Genomic DNA, 22,440 nt, shown 5'->3' on the forward strand with positions numbered 1-22,440 from the left:
TTAAATATAGGATCAGAATCAATGAGAATCATCTCTATTCGCTTGCTGAATATTAACTCACTGCGCACGATGCTGGTGCTTGACTTTAACGAAGCTCCTTTATCTAAAAGTAGGCTATTCGCCATCACCGGAGATACGGGCGCGGGCAAAAGCACCATTCTTGATGCCCTCACCCTGGCGTTGTACGGGCAAGTGCCCCGGAAGGCAGATGAAGGCGAAATCATGTCCTACGGTGCCGGCACAAGCCTGGCCGAGGTGGAGTTTGAAGTCGGGCAGGAACGCTACCGCAGCAAGTGGAGCATCTGGCGGGCGCATGAAAAAGCAGAGGGTGCCCTGCAGCCCTCCCGCCGGGAACTGTCCCACTGGAATGCCGAAAAGCAGGCCTTCGAAATCATCGGAGAGAAAAAACGGGAGGTCAATGAAAAAATCGTTGAGATCACAGGACTGGACTACGACCGCTTCTGCCGGTCCGTGCTGCTGTCACAGGGCGATTTTGCTGCCTTCCTCAAGGCAGACGAGCGCGACCGCAGCGAACTGCTGGAGCGCATCACCGGCACCGCTATCTATTCTGACCTTAGTAAAGCCGCCTTTGAGCGCCACAAACTGGAAAAGCAGAGGCTGGAAGCCCTGGAACAGGAGCTCGAAATGCTAGACCTGCTTTCCGAAGAAGAAGCCGCTGCGCTTGATCAGCAATTAAAAGAACTCCAAAATACCGTCAAATCCCGCCGGGCAGAAGAGCAGCAACTCCGGGAACAACTCAACTGGCTGCTTCAGCTGGAAAAACTGCAGCAAAAAGAACAACGCCTGCAGCAAGAAGCCAACGACCTGGAAGAACAATCCACCGCTTTCCAGCCCAAAGCCGGGCGACTTGCCCTCCACCGCAAAGCTCTGCCCCTGCAATTGCCCATTCAGCGCCTGCAGGACGCCACCGGGCAGCTGCAGTCCCTCAACGAAGGGATCGCAAAGGACGAACAGGCCCTCCCAGCCTTGCAGCAACAGCTCGAAGCGGCCAAAAAGAACAGTGCCGAAGCAGCAGATGCCCTCCAATCGGCCAAAGCAGCACAGCAAAAGCAGGCACCGCTGCTGGAAAAGGTCAAAGCTCTGGACCTGACTATTGCCGGTCAGCGCCCCACTTTGGAAAAACAGCAGCAAGCCCTTGCCCATGCCCGGGAGGACCTGCAGAAAACAACGCAGCAACAGCAAAAAACAGCCACCGCTTTGCAAACGGCCAGAGAAAAGGCGGAATCGGTTGGCCAATGGCTGGAAACCCACGCCTCCTGGTCAAAACTGGCCGAAGACCTGCCCGGCATCCGCGAGCAACGGAAACAGCTGGCTGGCAGCTTCAAGGAACAACAGTCCATCAGCAAAAAGCTGGAACAGCAGGAAAATAAGCAGAAGACAGGTGCCGCCGCTCTGTCCACGCTGCAGCAGCAGGCCAATGATTTAAATCAAAAGAGAGATCATGCCCTGAGCCAGTTTAATCAACTGGCGCCCAAGTCTTTCACTACCGATACCAGCTCCCTGCTGGACCGCCTGCACGAGGAAATCACCGGTCTGACCCAACGGCAAACCCGCCTGGAAAAACTTCAAACCCTCAGCCGGGATTACGAAAAACTGCTGGCGACCTACAGTCGTCTGGAAACCGAACTGGAGGAGTTACAGGCCCGTGACCGCATCCTGAACGCCGAAGTCCTGGGTACACTCGATCAGATCGATCAATTGCAGAAAACCCGGCAGTACCGCAGCCGGATTTTTGAGCAGCAGCAGGCTATTGCCAACTATGAGAAAGACCGTGCCCATTTGGAAGAAGGCGAGCCCTGCCCGCTTTGCCTGTCGACTCACCACCCCTTCCGGGAAAAAGAAGTGAAGCCCTTTGTGGATGAAGCCCGGGAGGACCTGAAGCGTGCGGAAGCGCAACTGGAAAAAGCCCAGCAGCAGCAACGGCAGCTCCTTACCGAGCAGCAGCAGATCGAAATGCGCATCGAGCAGTTGCAGGGCGATGAGAAAAAAGACCTTGCCGGCAAATTGCAGGAGCAGTACGAGCAACTCGTGGCCCATGAAGAGCAGATCGCTGCCCTTCAACCCAAAGAAAGCCAATGGGTGAAAGCTTCGTCCCTGAGTGGCGAGCTAAACGCTTTACAAGCCGAACTGGAACAGCGGCAGGCCGATCGAAAAACCCTGAGCCAGGTCCTGAAGTCCCTGGATGCGATAAAGGCAGACCTGGAAAAAGCCGAACGCCGCTACCATGATGCCGCCGCTGATCAGCGATTGCTGGAAGCCGAAGTGGGTCGATTGCAACAGGAGCAGGCCGAAAAAGCCCGGCAATTTGAGGAAGGCACCGCCCGCATCAATCAACTGCTGGAGCCCCACGGTTTTGCCTTCGAGCTGAAGACGGCTAAAGCCATGTTTCAAACCCTGGAAGAGCGCAGGGAAGCCTGGGCTGCCCAAAAAGGAGAAGCCGATGCCCTGGCAAAAGAAACCGCCGTGCTGGAAGCCCAATTGGAGCAGCTCAATCAGCAGCTGGAAGAACGGCAGGCAGTGGTACAGGAACAGGAAGCTGCGGTAAAGGAATCTCAATCAGCCCTTGCCCAACTGCAACAGGAACGCGAAGCCTTATTTGGCGACAAAGACCCGGTCAAGGTGGGGCAGGCACTACAGGAACAGCAGGAGCAGGCCGAAGCGCAGCGGGACGAAGCACAGGACGCCGCCGTCAAGGCAGAGCAGGCCGTACTTACCACCCAGTCCAGCCTTAAGGAAAAGCAGGAACAGCAAATCAGCCAGTCTGCCAAAGTTAAAGGATTTGAAGACGAGCTGGTCAAAGCCGCCCGTTCCGCAGGTTTCGAAGATGCCGCTACTGCGCAGTCTGCCTTACTAACCGAATCGGAAGCCCAGTCCCTCGAAACGGAGGCCGAAACCCTGCGGCAGCAACAACAGCAGCTTCAACAGAGCCTGAAAGAGACACAAGCCGAACTGGAGCAGGAAAAAGCCCGCGCCCTCACGGACCGCCCTGCCGACGAGCTGGAAACGGCATTGGAAGAAGCCGCAGAAGCTTTATCTGCTTTGCAACAGCGAACGGGCGCACTCACAGAACAACAGCGCCGCTATCAGGCACAACAGGCTAAGGCCGCCGGTCTGGCAGAACAACTGGCGCAACAACGCAAAGGCTACCAACGCTGGGCCGCCCTCAATGACATCATCGGGCAGGCGGACGGGAAGAAGTTCCGGATGTTCGCGCAGGGGCTCACCCTGCAAAAGCTGACACAACTGGCCAATATCCACTTGCAGCAGCTCCACGGGCGCTACCTCATCCAAAAACGGGAAGGCGATACGTTGGAACTCGACATCGTAGACACCTATCAGGCCGACAACCGGCGCTCCATGAATACCCTTTCCGGCGGCGAGAGTTTCCTGGTGAGCCTTGCTCTGGCCCTCGGCCTCAGCGAACTGGCCGGGCGGGATACGCAGATTCAATCCCTCTTCATTGACGAGGGCTTTGGCACACTTGATGAAAATACCCTCGACCTGGCTATTGCCACCCTGGAAAATCTGCAGGCAAGCGGGAAGACCATTGGCATCATTTCTCACGTCAAAGCCCTGAAGGAGCGCATCGCTACGCAGGTGCAGGTGACGAAGCAGGGGAATGGGTTTAGTACGGTGCAGGTGGTGGGGTGAACAACTGATGCAACGCTCCAAATAATCGGTTGTCTATACGGGTGTATGTAACTTTTTGGGTAAATCAATCGTCTTCCGGGCGATGATTTAATTTAAAAAATCAAAACACCCGACGTTTATGAAAAAGCAGTTTACCTATCTTTTTATGGCCGCCTGTGCCTTTTGCCTGGTCCTGAGCACGCCTTTGCAGGCGCAGGAGGGCGATCGTTCCATTACTGTAATCAAGACCGTAACCCACGAGGACGGCACCGTAACCACGGTTAAGAAGCGGCTCTCCGGTGATGAAGATCCGGAAGCTTACCTGGAAACCCTGACCGAAGATGAAGGAGCCGTATCCGTTGATATTCAGGTGGTCATGGGAGAGGAGCCTTCCGGTGAGGCGGACGATGAGCCAGTCCTGTTTTTCCGCCGTGCCAATTCAGATGATGAAAACGAAGAAATTGAGGAAGTCCGCATTTTTATGAATGGGGATGCCGGCGATTTCACGAAAGTGATTGAGGAACGCATCCGTGGGCCACACCCCAACAGCCGCACCAAAAAAGTCAAAGCGGTCAAAGCCTTTTTAGGTATTTATCCGGGCAGTACCGATGATAATGCAGGGGTTGCTGTACGCGGTGTAGTCGATGGGACTGGTGCGCAGGTCGGCGGCATTCAGAAAGGCGATGTGATTCAGTCGATTGCCGGTTATGCCACCAATGGCACCTATGGGCTGAGTGGCGTTTTGCAAAAGCTGGAGCCCGGGCAGCAGGTGGAGGTTCAGGTGCTGCGCGATGGACAGCCACAGACCCTTTCCGTAGTGCTGGGCGAGAAAGAATACATGCGCACGGTGCTCAATGAAGACCGGGAGCCCTGTGATGTGTTTATCGGTGTCTACGTTGGCGGTACCGGCGCGAATGGCGAGGGCGTGCAGGTGACCAATATTATCGGTGGTACACCGGCTGAGGAATACGGTGTTCAGCCCGGTGATGTCATCCTGGCTATGGATGGGGTGAAGGTCAACGGCAATGCTGAATTGCTCAAAGAACGCAATAAGCATGAACCCGGCGATGAGTTTATGCTGACTATCAACCGGGGCGGTATGATTAAGGATTTAGGCGCAAAATTCTACCTCTGCGAGCGCGTGGAAGAAGAAGTGCCGGCTATTGTTGAGGAGACGATGGACGTACCGGAAAGCACCCTTGAGCTGGGCAATTACCGGGCATTCCCGAATCCGAGCTACGGACTGATCCGGGTACAGTTTGCCGCTGAGGAGGCACCGGTAAGCGTGCAAATCACAGATGTCTCCGGCAGAGTGGTGTATCAGCAGCAGCTCAATCAGTTTGATGGCTATTTTGATGAGGAAATCGACCTGAGTGGCGCTACGCCCGGGAATTTATTCCTGACCATTCAGCAAGATGGCAAACTCACCACTAAGCAATTACTGCTGATTAACCGGGTGTAAAGAACCATCCTTGAAAAAGTGTTTTGTGCCCAGGGTGCTGATTAGTACCTTGGGCACAAATCGTTTGTATGAGTTCTTTTGACTTCGACAGCTTCGCCAACCGCCTGCGCAAAATGGACAAGCACCTGCGCAAGTGGGCGCGTAAGAAAAACATCACCTGCTACCGGGTGTACGATGCTGACCTGCCGAGCTTCCCTCTGGCGGTAGACCGGTACGAGGCCTATCTTCACGTTGCGGAGTACAAAAAAGACCACGGCATGGATGAGGATTCCTACCGGTTGTGGCGGGCCGGCACCCGCCGGGCACTGAGCGAAGCCCTGGAGGTGCCCAATGCCAACATTTACTACAAAGAGCGCAAGCCTCAGAAAGGCCGGGAGCAATACGAAAAGCTGAGCAAACAGCAATCAGAAATCATCGTACAGGAAAACGGGCTACTGTTCATCGTCAATCTGGCCGATTACCTGGATACCGGGCTGTTTTTGGACCACCGCCCCACCCGGGAAGCCGTCCGTGCTCAGGCCGAAGGTAAACGCGTACTCAACCTTTTTGCCTACACCGGCTCCTTTACCGTTTATGCGGCAGCGGGCGGCGCAACCGCAACCACCACCATCGACTTGTCGAATACCTATCTGGAATGGGCCAAACGAAATCTGGAGCAGAACAACCTCACAGGGCCTCAACATGAGTACGTCCGCGCGGACGTCAAAGCCTGGCTGCAACAGCCGGTGGCGCAAATGTATGACCTCATCGTACTCGACCCGCCTACCTTTTCCAATTCCAAAGCTATGTATGACATCCTTGACACGCAGCGCGACCACCCCGAGCTCATCAACGGCTGCCTGAAGCGCCTGTCACCGGAAGGGCTGCTGTATTTCTCCACCAACTTCCGGAAGTTTAAACTGGAACCGGAAAAGTTGCACGCCAGCCGCATCAAAGACATCACCGGCGCCACCATCCCCAAGGATTTCCGCAATCCTAAGATTCACCACTGCTGGTTGTTGCAGCATTAGGACGCCGCCCGTCTGAAGCGGTCCAACAGGTAAAACAGCGCCCCAAACGGGATAAGCGGCAGCAGCCACAAAATTTGAGCACCGTTTAGCCCAAGAGCTTCCTTTAGCAGGAATAGCACGCCCATCCATACCGTAAATCCAAGGGCTACCAGCAACCGCCGTTTGCGGTCAAAGCGGAGGTCCGTCCCACACTCCGGGCAGGGCCAGGTGTCCCCCAGGCTACGGAATAGCATGCCGCTGAGGTACGCTTTGGGGCTGTATCGGTATTGGCAGTTTGGACAAGTTCTCGCATCCATAATTAGTGAAATTTGATTTTTTCTGCTAGATTCCCGGAGAATAACCGGTAAAGCCGGTAAGGTTATTTTTGAAAACAACGGTTGGGCGTTTTGGATGACCGTCTTTTCGTTTTTACCGTCTTTTTGAGGTATCCTAATGAGGGAAACCGGTAACGGTTGCAGCTGAATCCTTAGCAGCTATGCTTAGTTGCAAGCCTCTGCGACCTTTGCGAATACCTTTGCGGTCTTTGCGTGACCCCCTCCACGGCCTTTGCGACCCCCTTTGCGGCCTTTGCGTGAACCCCCTCCGTGAACCTTGCAAGCCCCCCAAGCTGTTAAATCATAAGAACAAGACAACAATAGCAAAAAATACCATGAGTCAAATTCCCACCCTAAGCCTTGAGCCCAAGCCCATCTGGAAAAATTTCGAAGCCCTGAACGCTGTGCCCCGCCCTTCCAAAAAGGAAGACCGGGTCATTGCCTTCATGCGCGCCTTCGGCGAAAGCCTGAAACTGCCCACCCTGGTCGATGAACTGGGTAACGTCGTCATCAAAAAGCCCGCGACGCCCGGCATGGAAAACCGACCCACAGTTATTCTGCAATCTCATCTCGATATGGTGCATCAAAAAAATGCCGGCACCGACTTCGACTTCAATACTGAGGGCATCCGCAGTACCATACAGGGGGAATGGGTGACCGCAGAAGGCACCACGCTGGGCGCAGACAATGGTATTGGCGTGGCTGCCATCATGGCTGTGCTGGAAGCCGATGACCTTAAGCACCCGCCCATTGAAGCCCTTTTTACCATAGATGAAGAAACAGGCATGACTGGTGCCAAGGGGCTCGATGCGAGCATGCTGGAGGGCAGCATCCTGCTCAACCTGGATTCCGAAGAAGACGACGAACTAACTATTGGCTGTGCAGGCGGCATTGACAGCAATACCCAAATGGACTACATGGAAGAAGCCCCACCCGTCAACAGTACAGCCCTGCAACTAACTGTCCGCGGGCTAAAAGGCGGCCACTCCGGTATGGATATCCACAAAGGGCGGGCGAATGCCAATAAGCTAATGAACCGCCTGCTGTACAAAACCGGTGAACCCTATGGGCTCCGCATCGCCTCCATTGATGGCGGCAGCCTCCGCAACGCCATTCCCCGGGAGTCTGTAGCCATAGTGGTGGTTCCCAACGGGCATCTGACTGCCTTCCTGGAAGCCTTTGAAGCCCGCCGCCGGGAAATGTTAAGTGAGTTTGCCGCTATTGAGCCCGGAATGACGATTGAGCAGGCTGAAACCACCCTCCCCGAAAAGGTCATGCGGCTGGAAGACCAGGAAAAAGTCCTCGCTGCTCTTTACGCCGTCCCGAATGGCGTATGGCGCATGAGCCCCGATATTCCCAATCTGGTGGAAACTTCCAGCAGCCTGGCCAGAGTCATCGTGAAGGACGGAAGCTTTGTGACGCAGAGCCTGCAGCGCAGTTCCATTGAGTCGGGTAAGCATGATGTGGCTGCTGCCGTTCGCGCTGCCTTTGAAGCCGCTGGTGCGACAGTGGTCAACGATGGCGACTACCCCGGTTGGGCCCCTGATGCTGATTCCAAAATCATGCGCACGATGGAAGGCCTGTACAAAGACCTCTTCGACGATGCCCCCAAGGTCTCTGCCTGTCACGCCGGCCTGGAATGCGGTATTCTCAGTCAGCACATGCCGGAGCTGGATATGATTTCCTTTGGGCCCACTATCCACCACGCCCACTCGCCCGATGAACAGGTGCATATTGCTTCGGTGCAGAAGTTTTGGCGGTATTTGGTAGGGGCGTTGGAGCGGATTTAAAGACTTTAGCGAATTTTCGCTAAATTTTATTGCGTGTCCGGTCAAATATGCCGATATTATGCGGGTAAAATCATTACCTATAAAAAAGAGTTAGACCCATGGCCGAGTACGTCAATATGGACACCCTGCGCTTTCAGCTTTATCAGGTGCACGATATGCCGCAGCTTTTTCAGTATGCCCGTTATGCGGAATACGATAAGGATGCAGTGGATATCTTTCTGGACTCCATCAAGGATTTCTCCGATCAGGATTTATACCCTTCCTTCCGGGAAATGGATGAAGCCCCGGCGCACTTTAAGGATGGCAAAATCGTTGTGCACCCTGCTGTAGGGGAGGCGATGAAAAAAGGAGGCGAACTGGGCGTAATTGGCGCGTCCTACGATATGCAAGCCGGCGGGCTTCAACTGCCGGGCATGGCATTCCACGCAGCCTACTACATTATGGAGGCGGCTAATAATAACATACCGGGCTACCTGGGGCTGACCGCCGGTGCTGCTCACCTCATTATTGCCTTTGGCAACGAATGGCTGAACGAAACCTTTGTGGGCAAAATGCTGGGCGGTCAGTGGGGAGGTACCATGTGCCTAACCGAGCCACAGGCAGGCAGCTCACTTTCGGATATCACCACCACCGCCTACCCTCAGGAGGATGGCACTTACCGGATCAAAGGGCAGAAAATTTTCATCTCCGGAGGGGATCATGAGCACAACGACAACTTCGTGCACCTCGTGCTGGCCCGCATCGAAGGCGCACCGGCAGGGACAAAGGGTATCTCCCTGTTTGTGGTGCCGAAAAAGCGCCCGGAAGCAGGCAACCTGGTACCCAATGACGTCATCACGGCAGGCGATTACCAAAAAATGGGCCAAAAGGGTTACTGTACCACCCACCTGGTATTTGGAGAAAATGAAGGGTCTACCGGCTGGCTCGTAGGTGAGCCGCATAAGGGGCTGAAGTACATGTTCCAAATGATGAATGAGGCGCGGATCGCGGTAGGGCGAGGTGCGGTATCTATCGCTTCGGCTGCCTATCACGCTTCCCTGCAGTACGCACAGGAGCGCCCGCAGGGCCGCCGCCTGAAAAACGATGGCACGAAGGATGTCTCCGAAGAGCAGACGCTCATCATCAACCATCCGGATGTACGCCGGATGCTGCTTCTGCAAAAGGCTATATACGAAGGGGCATTGAGCGTGGTTAATCAGACGGCACTGTACCATGACCTGGAAATGGTATCCGAAGGGGAAGACCATGAAAAATACTACCTCCTGCTGGAACTGCTCACGCCGATTGCCAAAACCTATCCATCTGAGAAGTGCCGGGAAGCCGTGGACAATGGGCTGCAGGTGCTGGGCGGTTACGGTTTCTGCACCGATTTCGTGTTGCAGCAATACCTGAGAGATATCCGGATTATGTCTATCTACGAAGGCACCACTGGCATTCAGTCGCAGGACCTCCTGGGGCGAAAGGTGACGATGCAGAAAGGCAAAGCCCTGGAATACCTGGCTGCCGAAGTGCAAAAAGATATGGAAGCGGCACTGACCTACGATGAGCTCAAGCCTTACGCTGGCATGCTGGGCCAAAAATTACAGCTGGTGCAAAAAGTACTGGGCAAGCTGATGCCTTACGCCATGAAAGGACAGTATGAGCGCTACCTGTCCGACGCGACCCTCTTCATGCAGATGATGAGCACGGTAGTGGTAGGCTGGCAATGGCTCAAAATGGCGACTGCTGCCAAACAGGCTCTCGTCACTGGTGATGATACGTACACCACGGCTTTCTACGAAAGTAAGGTGCATACCCTTAAGTTTTTCTACAAGTACGAACTGGCGAAAGTCGACAGCCTGGCTCAAATCCTGATGGATGAAGCGGTGCTGACGATCCTGGAAGAGAAGGAGCTGATTTGCTAGGACCGACTCTGCGCCTGTAAATAAAAAACGCCCGGTGAGCCTTGTTGCTTACCGGGCGTCGTCGTTAGCAGACAGTCAAATTTACCGCATCAGAACCACGTCGCCTTTGAACTGGGCGGTGGTACCGTTCTTGAAGGTCACCGTTACGTAGTACACGAAGACGCCGCTATTCATCAGGCTGCCGCGGAAGGTGCCATCCCAGCCAAACTGATCGTCATTGATGGGGAAGTTGTAAGCTTCAAAGACGGGTTCTCCCCATCGGTTGTAAACCTGGAATTCATCGACCTGCTCTACCCGGTCATCTCCCTGAACATAGAAGATGTCATTGACGCCATCCTCATTAGGAGAGAAGACATTGGGGAGGTAAACGCTTTGGCGCTGGTCCACAATGACGTTGACTTGGTCTCCCGCCATGCAGCCATTTATGTCCTGCACCATGACTGAATAGGCCGTAGTGACCAAAGGCGTAACCACCTGCTCCAGGCAATCGGGGCATTCGGTTGGGAAGCGGGGCTCCCAGATGATGGTATCGATATCTTCAGGCGCTATGTTGGTCTCAATGGCCAGGATAGCTGATGCACCGGTCTGAATGTCGATGTCTTCGCCCAAACTGACTTCCAGCTCAAGTGGCTGATTGATGAGGATAGCAGCGGTAGTTACACAACCATTCACATCCTGTACCGCAACAGAGTAGTTGCCATCATCCAGCCCGGTAAAGGTGCTGTTGTTTTGGAAAGCGCCACCGTCAAGGGCGTAAACGTAAGGCGGTGTGCCTCCTTCCGCCACTATCTGCACGGCGCCATCGGTTTCCCCAAAGCAGGAAATAGGGCTGACGTTGAGGTTGATCAGCAGGTCCTCCGGGGCAGTGAGGATTACAGAATCCACCGCTATGCAGCCATTGGCGCTGGAGACCGTCACGTAGTGGGTGCCTGCCGGCAAATTGTCCACCTCTGGCGTGTTTGCCCCGGTAGACCAGCTGTAGCTAAAGGGCGGCTCAAATTCGTTGCTGAGAATATCCACTGCAGCTATGCCATCGTCACCACCGGCGCAGCTGACCTCAAACGGGCCGTAGCTAGACGTTACATTAGCAGCAATTTCCAGCGGGGCCAGGGTGGTGGTTGTAATCACCACGCTATCGCACCCAAACTGATTGGTTAGGATTTCGGTCACGGTCCCCACATCCTCCGGCTGGCAGGAAGCGGTATTGATCAGTGTGGTATCCGAAGGCAGCAGGGTAGTGGTGGTAATGACTAAGCTATCGCACCCATTCTGATTGGTGAACAGTTCCTGCGTAGTCCCCACATCAGCCGGGTCGCAGCTATTGGCGCTGACCATGGTGGTGTCGCTCATTAGCAGGGTAGTGGTGGTGATGATCAGGCTATCGCACCCAAACTGATTAGACAATAAGGTCTCCTCTGTGCCTACATCGGCAGGGTCGCAACTGGACTGTGTCAGGAAAGTGGTATCACTGGGTAGCAGGCTCGTGATGGTCAAAATGAGGCTGTCACAGCCAAATTGATTCGTCAGTAAAACTTCCTCTGTCCCTACATCAGCCGGATCGCAACTGCCTGCTTCCACCATAGTAGTGTCACTGGGCAGCAGGCTGGTAACGGTGATCACCAGACTATCGCACCCGAACTGATTTACAAATAATTCCTGCGTGGTACCTGCCTCTGCCGGGTCGCAGGTCTCCGCTGCCACTTGCACCGTATCGCTAGGCAGGAGGGTGGTGGTGGTCACGATCAGGCTGTCGCACCCAAACTGATTGGTCAGCAGCACTTCTGCTGTGCCCACCTCAGCCGGATCACAACTGGCCGCATCGAGGAAGGTCGTGTCGCTGGGTAGTAATGTCGTTGTTGTAACCACCAGGCTGTCACACCCGAACTGATTGGTCAGCAGGACTTCGGCCGTACCCACGTCCGCCGGGTTGCAGCTGGTGGCATCCAGAAAGACGGTGTCGCTCGGCAAAAGAGTAGTGGTGGTGATGACGAGGCTGTCGCATCCGTCCTGATTGCTAAAGAGTTCCTCCGTTGTGCCTACCTCTATCGGGTCACAGGTGGTCGCATCGAGCAGCGTGGTATCGCTTTCCAGGAAAAGCGTTGTCGTTACGACGAGGCTATCGCACCCAAACTGATTCATCAGGAGGTCTTCCGTAGTGCCAACATCCGCCGGGTCACAGGAACTGATTTCCACGAAAGTGGTATCACTGGGCAGCAGGGTAGTGGTGGTGATAACGAGGCTGTCGCACCCGTCCTGATTGCTAAAGAGCTCCTCCGTTGTGCCCACCTCTGCCGGGTCACAGGATTCGAGCTGCACCATGACCGTATCACTGAGCAGCAGAGAGACGGTGGTTATGATGACACTATCGCAGCCATCGGTATTGGTCAGCACTTCCGTAAAAGTCCCGGTTTGCGCCGGATCGCAGTTGGTGTCACTGAGCAGGGTCGTATCCGGAATGTTGACCACAAGGGTGGAAAACAACAGGCTGTCGCAGCTATTGGAACCGATCAGGGTGTCCACATAGGTGCCTGGCATGGTTTGGAAAGCACCGCCTAGCAGCAGGCTGTCCCCCTGGCAAATTTCCAATGTCTGGTTGGCACTCGTTGGGAAATTGAGGATTACAGTGGCGCTGTCTGATAATATGTTGCTGCAACCGGCCGGAGAGCTGTCACTAAGGCTGGTCAGCACATAAGTCGCGGCTCCATCCGGCATCACCGGCAGTGAATAAGGCGAGTTGACATTCTCAACCGTATTGAGCACCCCATTGGCTTCATAGGTGAAATCGAAGGGGGCAGTACCGGCGAAGTCAAAGGTAAGCAGGGCTGTAGCCCCTTCACAAATAGCGGTATCTCCGGTTAGGGTGCCAGCTGGCAGCGCGTAAAATACTACAGGCGCACCAATGGAAACCGAAAGGCAGGGGCTACTGTAGTCGGGAGCGCCGCCCGGGGTGACATCTGTAGCTACTGCGGATACATAATAGGTCTGGCCAAAATTCATGCCCGCCTGAAAGTTGAATACCGGGCTGTCGTTTTCTGCAAAGATGGAACCCAGTGAAGTGCCGTTGTTGTCATGCAATACGAACAGCAGGGTGTCATTGGGGTCTAGCTGAGCATCCTGATTGAAAATCAATGTAGCGGCCTCATCCTCACAAGCGGTGACCAGATTGGTGGCCATGGAACCAGCGACCGTAGCACAATCGCAGGAGAAAGTTCCGGAAACGACCGTGGGGTTGCAGTCATTGGCATCGGTGACGGTGATACTGTAGGCGCTACCATTGGCAAGGGGCGGCGTGGTATAATCCGGTGGGGTATTATTCACAATCGTGCCATCGCTGAATTGCAACTGATAGGTGGTGCTGTCCCCACCGCTAATGCTGAAGCTCAGGGTGTAATTGGTGTTGGTGGAGTCGCAGGTAGTCATGATACCGGAAACGGTTGGAGCTGTGTTCAGTACCACTTCGGCATTGCCGGTACCAGTCACTGTACAGCCATTCCCATCTGTTACATTCAGTAAAGTGTAACTACCAGGCAGCGTGGCATTGAAGACCGCAGTCGAGTCGTTGGTGGTCAGGGCAGGCTGTGCATCTCCGTCAATAGCCACAGTGTATGTGAAAGGCTGCTGCCCGGCAAAGTCGAGTGTTAAAGCCACCGTATCCCCGCTGCCCTGGCAGATGCTGCCATTGCCACTGATTATGCCTGAAGGCAAATCGAAGATTTCAATAGTCAGCGTATCAGCGGCGGTACAGCCCTCGGTTGTGGTGAAGGTATAGGTCACGTCATGCAGCCCGCCACCCAGTGCAGTGGGGTCTACGTTGCCCTGAGTATCAGCAGCGCCCGACCAAACCCCTCCGGCTGGGCTGGCAGAAAGGGGCTGAAGGGTGTCATTGGCACAAAATGGCCCGGCAGTAGCGATAACAGGCGCAGGCAAGGGGCTCACGGTGATAGAAATCGTATCCGCATCAGAACAACCGGCAGCATTCTCAAAAGTATAAATAGCCTGGTAGGTACCCGGCCCGTTGGCATTGGGATCGAATACCCCGATCGTGGAGGCATCGCCCGACCAGGTACCGCCCATTGGTGTGGCAGAAAGATTGATGGGCGCTGCATCTTCGCAAAGCGTGCCCACAGAATCAATCAGGACTACCGGCAGAGGCAGGATGTCCAGTTGCAGGGTATCGGTACCTTCACAACCTTCCGGATCGGTGTAATCGTAAATCGCCTGATAGGTGCCTGGTGTCAGTGCAGAGGGGTCAAAAATGCCCTGTGCATCCACATCGCCCGACCAGGTGCCGCCCGCAGGAGCGCCTATGAGCGTATCCGGCATAGCCCCTTCGCAGTAAGGGCCGGGGTCTTGAATACTCACCTGAAGGTCAGAGCTGATTTCGAGGTCAAGAGTAGCCACCGCAACACACCCATTGGCATCTGTGTAGGTATAGGTTACGGTGTAGGTGCCGTTGGTCCGCCCGGATGGGTCGAAGGTGCCGCCTGGCGTAGCTTCACCCCCCCATACGCCACCGCCGGGAATACCGGTGAGGGGCACGGGTGGGCTACTGCTGCAAAATGGTCCCTGTGGCGCATCAATATAGGTGAAAGGCGGTATTGCAACTTCAATCAGGAAGTCGTCCGTAGCCGTGCAGAAATTCGCATCCGTAAAGGTGTACGTGACCAGGTGAAAGCCTGGCCCAGCCTGCTGAGGGTTAAATAGGCCGTTAGGCGCTACTTCCCCGCCCCAGGTGCCGCCCGGAGGAAAGGCTTCAAGCACTACCGGCAGATCATCCTGGCAAAATGGATCCGGCTCAACAATAGCAACTACAGGATCGGGGACAATCTCAAAAACCAGATCTTCGGTAGTTGTACATCCGTTATTGTCTGTATAGGTATAGGTAGCGGTGTGAAGGCCCGGCCCGAGGACCCCGGTGATGACTTGCCCGTTGGGTAGTGCCACACCGCCCCAGGTACCTCCAAAAGGCTGAGCCTGTAGGGTGACGACACCCTCGCTCATACAAAAAGGCCCGGGAGTAGAGAAGGTCACCGTTGGCGGCGGCAGAATCGTTACAAAGCCAGTTTGCGTCCCTGAACATCCATTCGGACCGGTAGCAGCGTAAGTCACCTGAAAGGAGCCCACACCTAAAGCTTGGGGGTTAACCTGTCCGGAGGGTGTGGCAACACCGCCCCAGGTACCACCCGGAGGCGTGGCGGTAAGGGTAACCGGAGGCCCTTCCGGGCAAAGAGGCTGCCCGGAGTTGATGACGATCGTTGGGCCGGTTAGGACCTGAATATCGAGTGTCGCCTCATTAGGGCAGATTGCTCCGGGGGTAGAGTACGTCACCTCATGAATACCGGGGCCATTGTTCGCGGGTACAAACAAGCCGGTACTGGTGGCATCACCGCCCCAGGTACCGCCCGGTGGGTTGGCCGTCAGTTGAAAAGGAGGGTCTTCCGGGCAAAAAGGCCCCGCTGGAAAAATAGTAGGATCAGGCCCTCCTCCCGGATCACCCGGTGCGATAGTTGCGGTACCCCCGATTTCGAGCGAAAAGCCTACATCATTACCGGTGATGTTGTCCAGAATAAGCAGGTAAGTCGTACCGGCTGTCAGGTTGACCGTATTTTCCCATTCGGCGGCACCAGTGACCCCCCAGGAAGCCTGCGGGTTGGTCGCGATGCCAGTGGGCACAAAAGGTGGGGTATTGATGGGCCCTACGTAATTACAGGAGATTTGCTGGGACCCCGCGTTCCCCGGGCAGGCATTTGCCAGCAAGGCAAAATCATAATCCGCACCCAGATTGTTAGGCGTAAGCAGCATTTCGAAAGTTCCGGCGCTGGTCGCTTCGAAAATAAAGTAATAAGTGTCGTGTTCCCCACCGACCAGGCAGGTACCATTGGCCAGGTTATCGTTATCATTTCCAGGCCCGGCAACTGTAGGCACGTTAATGGGTCCCGGTCCGGCGAGTGGGGCGGGAGAGCAACAGTCCAGTTGTGCTTTGAGTGGGAAGGCACCAAACAGTAGTGCACCAAAAACAAGCAAGAGTAGTGTTCGAGTCATGGTCATCTTGGTTCCTGATCAATAAAAAGCGTGATCCGCAGCTGCGAGTAGCAGTAGCGGAATTTCATGTTTTGGTCTTTAAGGAAAAGAATGGTTGGGGATCCAGGTGCGTGTGTAGCAAAAGTAAGGCAAGCGTCGTCATTTTCCATTCTTCTTGCTGTAATAATTGTGTATTGTTTTATCCTTTACTGTTTTCTATTGATTTAACCAATAAGGTTATTTCTTTTTCATTGCCGTACACTTTTATTTCACGGGAAGTTCTTTGAAAATTGGAAAGAAAGATTCATAGCATGCCTGACATAAAATCGGACAGCCCTCAGTCCAATCTGAAACACGGACAAGCTATCGATTCGGTCTTTACGGCAGAATTTACCCAACTGGGCTGAGGTTCGGGCATCAAACTCGAACAAGATACAGATGATGAAAGCCAGGCTAGCCACGATCAAGAGATTGAACAAGGTTTGAGGCTCTTCAATCCTGGTTTTATGAATGTGGAATCCGCGAGATTTGATATCGCCGAAAAAGGTTTCAATGTGATACCTCTTTCGGTAATATGTTTCGGCTTGCGGGCCATATTCCAAGCTGGTCAACAGATACAAAGGTCGGTCATATCGGGTCCGGTCATGCCAGAACAAGACATTGACTGGCCCAAACCCTTGCTTAGTCACATACATTTGGGGCAGGAACAAGCTTTTTTGACCGATACTTGCGGCCAAATGGCCAAAAGCCGAAGCATTCTCCATGTCCGGATGATCGGCTACCAAAGTATCCTTCGCCGTTTTTAGCACGTACTCCCAACCGTGAGCCAAACAAGACTGTTGCAACTCGCAGCCGTCGAATTCGGCATCTCCCAGCAGGAAAATCCGGCAATCCTGTTCCAGGATACTGTCCATAAGCATCGCCACTTGACCGATAATGGCCACGTGCATGTGTTCCGGGAAATGGCCTTTGGGAGCTTTACGAACTACCCAACAAATGGGAATGGCTCGCCTGCGCCAGATTACACTGACCATCAGCGCCATGCAGTCTTTGCCCACACAGGAGCCATCGATGGCCAGAACTAACTCTCCAGCCTTGCTCAGAGAGTGGAGAATCGGAAGAAGGTAGGGTATAAAGTGTACCGTGACATCGGTCCACTTATTTTGCAACCAACGCTTGGCCTTCTTGACCCGACTTTCCAGGTCAGTGGGGTCTTCCATATGGCGGCCCAACTCTGATAAAGATGCCCGGCCACCTTTGATTAAGGCACCTAATAAACCAGATAAGACGGTTAATCGACGCAAGGCGTTGCCTTGTGGAACCTCAGATTGATGCTTTATCAACCATTTTTTAGATCTTTGCAGAACGGCATTTTGAAAGGGTTTTCTGCAAAGATTTTTAAAATCTCAGAAAACCCTTATTTTTTCTGTCTCTCTTTCCAAACTTTCAATGAACTTTTTGCCGAGCTAAAAGTGTACGGCAATGAAATTTCTTTAATCTGTGGATCAATGATTTGCGAAAAAGTAGAAAAAAAGACGGTCTAAAGGTTTGCTTTTGTCTTCGGGATTAGAGTATATTTGCATCGCTCTTAGAAAAAAGGGTATTTGAAATATTAATAAGCGGATGTAGCTCAGCTGGTAGAGCGCAACCTTGCCAAGGTTGAGGTCGCGGGTTCGAATCTCGTCATCCGCTCCACTAAAAGTGGAGCAAAGTGTTGCTTCACTCATTTGAAAATAAGTAAGCGGATGGAGCGTCCCGATAACTATCGGGACTAAGGTTGAAGTCCGGCGGGGCCCCGACAAGCTTTGCTTCGTCGGGGATGCAGACAGGCAAAGCCTCGTCTGCATTCGAACTTGCCCTGACAAAACCTTTTCGTCAGGGTCTCGCTTGTCCGACGTAGCCTTGGCGAAGTAGGATCATCCGCTCCACGAAGTGAAGCAAAATGTTGCTTCACGACAATTGAAATAAAATTAGTAAGCTCTAATATTTTAGGGCAAATAAGCGGATGTAGCTCAGCTGGTAGAGCGCAACCTTGCCAAGGTTGAGGTTCGGCGGGTCCCGACGAAGCACAGCTTGTCGGGATGCAGACAGGCAAAGCCTGGTCTGCATTCGAATCTCGTCATCCGCTCCAAATTGATGGAGCAAAAAAGTTGCTCTTTTGTACTGAAAAATAAGATTAGCTTTAGCAAAGCAAATAAGCGGATGTAGCTCAGCTGGTAGAGCGCAACCTTGCCAAGGTTGAGGTCGCGGGTTCGAATCTCGTCATCCGCTCCACTAAAAGTGGAGCAAAGTGTTGCTTCACTCATTTGAAAATAAGTAAGCGGATGGAGCGTCCCGATAACTATCGGGACTAAGGTTGAAGTCCGGCGGGGCCCCGACAAGCTTTGCTTCGTCGGGGATGCAGACAGGCAAAGCCTCGTCTGCATTCGAACTTGCCCTGACAAAACCTTTTCGTCAGGGTCTCGCTTGTCCGACGTAGCCTTGGCGAAGTAGGATCATCCGCTCCAAATTGGAGCAAAGCAGTTGCTTCACTCATTTGAAAGGAACTAAGCAGATGTGGCTTCCCGGTAAAACAGAGGTAGATCATCCCTGTGCAACCGGGATTAAGTTTGAGATCGCGGGTCCCGACGAATCACAGCTTGTCGGGGATGCAGACAGGCAAAGCCTCGTCTGCATTCGAATCTCGTCATCCGCTCAAAAGCCTTCTGTACGCAGAAGGCTTTTTTTGTTTGCCGGTAGCCCCTATTTTGGCTATCTTGTGAGCGCTAGTAAGCATACCACTCAACGGAGTGGAGCTTTACTTTAGCCATACCTTTTTATTGGATGTACCCAATTTGCCCGGATGGTGGAATTGGTAGACACGCAGGACTTAAAGCAATTTGAGTGCGCCGGCGGAAACGCCGGATGTAGAACTTCTCAAATTCGGGGAAGCCTTCTCCTTTATCGGAATGGTAATCCCGAGCCAAGTCCCGGCCTAGCCGGGGAAGGTGTAGAGACTTGACGGGAAGCGCCTAAGTACGGACAATCGTCGGTATACGGTGAAGAGAAAGTCCAGGTCACAAATCCTGACATTGATCGTCAGGGGCAGCGAAAGCTGTAGCTGGTAAGAAAATCCTGTGGCCATTGCGGCCGTGCGGGTTCAAGCCCCGCTCCGGGTACCACAGGGTACTAACTATAGTACCCATTGAAACGCTGACGAAGCCCTGTATTCCTGGAATGCAGGGCTTTTTAGCGTTTGATGCCCATCCTTACGCAGCTGGGCGAACGGGACGACGACCTTAATGCCGACTTGTTTACAGTCTCTTTTGATACCTACAATCAGATGATTGATGCCTTTACGTTTTTGATATATCCACCAAAGGGCCTAATATTCCAAAATAAACTTCGACAAATTCTGCCCCTTCTCCAGGTCCAGTTTTTTGCGCAGGCGGTAGCGGGCCACCTCCACGCCCCGCTGTGAGATGCTCAGCAGGTTGGCAATCTCTTTGGTGTTGAGGTTGAGCCGCAGCAGGGTGCAAAGCTTTTGCTCGTTGGGCGAGAGGTCGGGGTAGGCCTGTTGCAGGCGGGAGAGGAAATCACCGTGTACTTTATCAAAGTGAAACTCGAATTGCTCCCAGTCTTCCTGCAGCTTAAGGTTGGTGTCAATTTCCTTTACTATGCGCTCCAGGGCTTGCTTGGCCTCGGCCCAGCGGCCGTTTTCCTTCAGCGACTGTAGTTCTTGTTTGATGGAGTCAATAAATTCATTTTTGACCACCAGGTTCATGGTGGAGGCAGCGAGCAGGTTGCTGACGTGCTGCAATTCGGTCCGAACCTTTTCCCGTTGCAGCTGGTCTACGGCGTGCTGTTTTTCTGCCTCAATTTGTGTGAGTTTTTGCTGCTCTTTCCGCAATTCCAGCTGTTGTTGTTGTTCCAGCCGGTGGGCTTTGCGCTGATAGCGCTTGCGCTGCAGGTTGAAAAGCGTAACCAGGGCGGCGATGCCCAGCAGCAAATACAGGAGCTGAGCTACTTTACTCAGATAAAACGGGGGCGTGACGGTGACTTGAACGGGCTGGCTTGTGATGGTCGCCCCCAGATTGCTACGGGCCTGTGCACGGAAAGTGTAAGTGCCGGGCTTCAGGTTGGTGTACTCTTTGCTCGTGGTGCCCGTCCAGGGGCTGAAGCGCTCATCGAAGCCTTCAAGAATATACCGGTATTTGGTGTCGTTCAGGTTGGAAAACTGGAAAGCTTCGATGCTGAATTTTATGATTTTTGTGCCGGGCCCCACTTGAATTTCAGCAGGGGCACCAGGCGCTGGCGCGAAGGGGTTCAGTGCATACAATTCCTGATCTTTGGAGGTGCTGTACACTTGCCGGGCGACTATCGGCTGTTGTACGGTGGGCTGGTCTTCGGCGGCGGGCATGTAGTGCACAAACCCATCATTGGCAGAAAACAAGATGCCCTGCCGGATATGCACGGAGGCATGCAGCAGGTCGTTGTTCAGGTGGTAACGCAACTGGTAAAGCGAAGAAGGCTGGTATTGATAATTGTCCTGGCTGACTTTCTCATAAAAGCCCACACTGTTGTCGCAGAGCAGGTGGATGTTGTTCTTTTGGTCTTGGGCAACCAAATAAACGGGCTGTTGCTCTGGCCCTTCTGAAAAAAGCTCGGTTGCCGAAATACGGGCGTTTTCAGGGTCGAGGTGGTACAGTCCTATAGAGGTGGCCAGGAAAAGCTCGTCTTCCACTTCCGACAGGGCAATTTGCTCGCCGCTCAGCTCCAGCGAATCTGCGGAGATGGGCGTGGCGGCCACCGATGTCAAATCCGGCGATAAGGATAAGCGGTAGAGCCCCTTGTAGTATTGGCTGACCCAAATGCGGCCCTCCCGGTCTTCCTCAAAAAAGCGGCTCGATAAATTGAACCCCTTCAGCGGATGGGCCAGCGATAGCACTTGCTGAGGGCCGATTTTGAAAAGATAAAGCCCGAAGTAGCCACCCCCTATGGCATAGCCCGGTTGCGATCGCAGTGGCTTTACGCCCCAAATGCCATCCGTAGCGGCGACCTGCCGGGCTTGCCCGTTTTCCAGCAAGAACAGCCCCCGGTGGTGGCCTGCGTACAGCCGTCCCCCAACTTCGGAAATGCCATAGGACGGCCCTTCAGTGCCGCTCAGGAACCGGCTCTTTTTTGCCCCTTTGGGAAGAAAGTAAATTCCACTGGAAGAGGTGAAATAAGCGCCTTCATTGGTCTCATAGCCTTCGTACCCGCTGCCCTGCAGACCGATATTCTTGCCGATCAGCCGCATAGGCGAATTGATATGGATCAGGGCAATGCCGTTTTGAAGCCCCACCCATAAATTCCCTTCGTAGTCCTGATAACTGCGCAGGCAGGCGTTGGTCGCCAGGCCGGCATCAACCGTGATGTGCTCCAGTACCTGAGTCTGTGGATTGAATAAAAACAGACCTGCTGTTTGGGTGGCAATGGCCATCCGGCGGTCGGAAAGCTGCAGCACGTGATTCACATAGGTGCCTTCCAGGGCTTTCTCTAGGGTAGGGTAGGGCTGTTCCATTTTCATTGGGGTCCGGTACTCCATCTGCCCGGAATTGTAAAACAACAGATAACCCTGCTCGTGTGCAATCATGCCCGTGAGTACCCCACCGAGCGCTTCAAACCCATAGACCGGGTTCAGCCCGTTACTGCCCACTTCGAACAGCACGCCCTTTTGGGTTTGGGCGAAGAGCTTGTTGTTAACCTCAAAGCACCGCTCCAGCCCATCTTCGTGGTCCAGCACCCGGATTTCCCTGCCATCATAAACGTAAATCCCCTGAAAGGTGCAGAAATATGTTTTGCCACCGATCAGAAAAACATCCCAGACTTCATCAAATTCAGCGTGGGGCTCCGGAACAGCCGCCGCGAGCGACCGGTACTGCCAGTCGCCTTCGAAATACCCAAAGTCTCCCTGCGCCCCCACATAAAGGCGATCATGGTCTTCGTCGAAGGCTAGCGAACGGTTTTTCTTTCCGTTTTTGAAATTGTAACGCCCCCATTCCCTGCCATTAAATGAGAGGACACAGAGGTTGTTGGCTACAAAGAGCCGCATGTCCCGGTTTTGTGCAAAGTCGATATTCTGAATCCCGGCTTTGTAGTCTGAAGGGTAGAAATTCTGAATAGGATAGATGCCCTGAAGCGGTTGAGCCACCAAAACAACAACTGAACACAGGAAAAAGTAACAGATGAATGCCTGGTGAGTAATGTGGTGGAGGTTGTGCAGGTTTTGATTAGGCATAAAGATTTGTTATTCAGGAATTTAATTTT

At 53.7% G+C, this 22,440-nt stretch carries 10 protein-coding genes and 3 tRNA genes; 8 read left to right on the forward strand and 5 right to left on the reverse strand.

Annotated elements, in window-relative coordinates; all coding sequences use genetic code 11:
• Positions 1-21 precede the first annotated feature (21 nt).
• The 3 genes from IX84_RS20550 (at position 22) to IX84_RS20560 (ending at position 6,123) form a co-directional block, all read left to right on the forward strand.
• Positions 22-3,672, forward strand: a complete 3,651-nt coding sequence (locus IX84_RS20550) for an AAA family ATPase (RefSeq protein ID WP_044225165.1) — start codon at positions 22-24, stop codon at positions 3,670-3,672.
• A 118-nt stretch (positions 3,673-3,790) separates the two neighbouring features.
• The gene (locus IX84_RS20555) at positions 3,791-5,113 is read left to right on the forward strand and encodes a PDZ domain-containing protein (protein ID WP_044225168.1); all 1,323 of its coding nucleotides are present in this window, start codon (positions 3,791-3,793) and stop codon (positions 5,111-5,113) included.
• A gap of 68 nt (positions 5,114-5,181) precedes the next feature.
• Positions 5,182-6,123 (forward strand): class I SAM-dependent methyltransferase, encoded by a 942-nt coding sequence (locus IX84_RS20560; RefSeq protein WP_044225170.1) that lies wholly within the window; start codon positions 5,182-5,184, stop codon positions 6,121-6,123.
• Here the strand turns inward: IX84_RS20560 and IX84_RS20565 are convergent.
• On the reverse strand, positions 6,120-6,419 hold the full coding sequence (locus IX84_RS20565) for a hypothetical protein (RefSeq protein WP_152605165.1): 300 nt from the start codon (positions 6,417-6,419) through the stop codon (positions 6,120-6,122). The two genes, IX84_RS20560 and IX84_RS20565, sit on opposite strands and share 4 nt — an antisense overlap.
• Positions 6,420-6,781: 362 nt before the next feature.
• Between IX84_RS20565 and IX84_RS20570 the strand changes: the two genes are divergently transcribed.
• Positions 6,782-8,227 carry an aminoacyl-histidine dipeptidase gene (locus tag IX84_RS20570; protein ID WP_394333438.1) on the forward strand — a complete coding sequence of 482 codons (1,446 nt, stop codon included), beginning with the start codon at positions 6,782-6,784 and terminating at the stop codon, positions 8,225-8,227.
• A 98-nt stretch (positions 8,228-8,325) separates the two neighbouring features.
• Positions 8,326-10,131 carry an acyl-CoA dehydrogenase gene (locus tag IX84_RS20575; RefSeq protein WP_044225179.1) on the forward strand — a complete coding sequence of 602 codons (1,806 nt, stop codon included), beginning with the start codon at positions 8,326-8,328 and terminating at the stop codon, positions 10,129-10,131.
• 81 nt (positions 10,132-10,212) lie between these two features.
• On the opposite strand, the gene IX84_RS20580 is transcribed toward IX84_RS20575, so the two are convergent.
• Together IX84_RS20580 and IX84_RS20585 are read right to left on the reverse strand one after the other, a co-directional pair.
• On the reverse strand, positions 10,213-16,173 hold the full coding sequence (locus tag IX84_RS20580; RefSeq protein WP_160213856.1) for a T9SS type B sorting domain-containing protein: 5,961 nt from the start codon (positions 16,171-16,173) through the stop codon (positions 10,213-10,215).
• A gap of 248 nt (positions 16,174-16,421) precedes the next feature.
• Entirely contained in the window at positions 16,422-17,495 is a 1,074-nt protein-coding gene (locus IX84_RS20585) for a transposase (protein WP_044225183.1), read from the reverse strand.
• Positions 17,496-17,771: 276 nt separating this feature from the next.
• Between IX84_RS20585 and IX84_RS20595 the strand changes: the two genes are divergently transcribed.
• The 3 genes from IX84_RS20595 to IX84_RS20600 all read left to right on the forward strand — a co-directional run bounded on the left by IX84_RS20595 (position 17,772) and on the right by IX84_RS20600 (position 18,426).
• Positions 17,772-17,847 (forward strand) — tRNA-Gly (locus tag IX84_RS20595).
• Positions 17,848-18,153: 306 nt separating this feature from the next.
• Positions 18,154-18,283, forward strand: a tRNA-Gly gene (locus tag IX84_RS33050).
• 67 nt (positions 18,284-18,350) lie between these two features.
• Positions 18,351-18,426 (forward strand) — tRNA-Gly (locus IX84_RS20600).
• Positions 18,427-19,126: 700 nt separating this feature from the next.
• Here IX84_RS20600 and IX84_RS33555 read toward each other — a convergent pair.
• Positions 19,127-19,276 (reverse strand): hypothetical protein, encoded by a 150-nt coding sequence (locus IX84_RS33555; protein ID WP_160213857.1) that lies wholly within the window; start codon positions 19,274-19,276, stop codon positions 19,127-19,129.
• A 240-nt stretch (positions 19,277-19,516) separates the two neighbouring features.
• Complete coding sequence (locus IX84_RS20605) at positions 19,517-22,411, reverse strand: triple tyrosine motif-containing protein (protein ID WP_044225189.1); 2,895 nt, start codon at positions 22,409-22,411, stop codon at positions 19,517-19,519.
• Positions 22,412-22,440 lie beyond the last annotated feature (29 nt).

The sequence above is a fragment of the Phaeodactylibacter xiamenensis genome (genome assembly GCF_000759025.1).
GTDB lineage: Bacteria > Bacteroidota > Bacteroidia > Chitinophagales > Saprospiraceae > Phaeodactylibacter > Phaeodactylibacter xiamenensis.

Coding starts and splice junctions, on each gene's coding strand:
- IX84_RS20575 (WP_044225179.1), top strand. CDS start 8,326: ATGGCCGAGTACGTCAATATGGACACCCTGCGCTTTCAGCTTTATCAG.
- IX84_RS20565 (WP_152605165.1), bottom strand. CDS start 6,419: ATGGATGCGAGAACTTGTCCAAACTGCCAATACCGATACAGCCCCAAA.
- IX84_RS20550 (WP_044225165.1), top strand. CDS start 22: ATGAGAATCATCTCTATTCGCTTGCTGAATATTAACTCACTGCGCACG.
- IX84_RS20560 (WP_044225170.1), top strand. CDS start 5,182: ATGAGTTCTTTTGACTTCGACAGCTTCGCCAACCGCCTGCGCAAAATG.
- IX84_RS20605 (WP_044225189.1), bottom strand. CDS start 22,411: ATGCCTAATCAAAACCTGCACAACCTCCACCACATTACTCACCAGGCA.
- IX84_RS33555 (WP_160213857.1), bottom strand. CDS start 19,276: ATGGCCACAGGATTTTCTTACCAGCTACAGCTTTCGCTGCCCCTGACG.
- IX84_RS20555 (WP_044225168.1), top strand. CDS start 3,791: ATGAAAAAGCAGTTTACCTATCTTTTTATGGCCGCCTGTGCCTTTTGC.
- IX84_RS20580 (WP_160213856.1), bottom strand. CDS start 16,173: ATGACTCGAACACTACTCTTGCTTGTTTTTGGTGCACTACTGTTTGGT.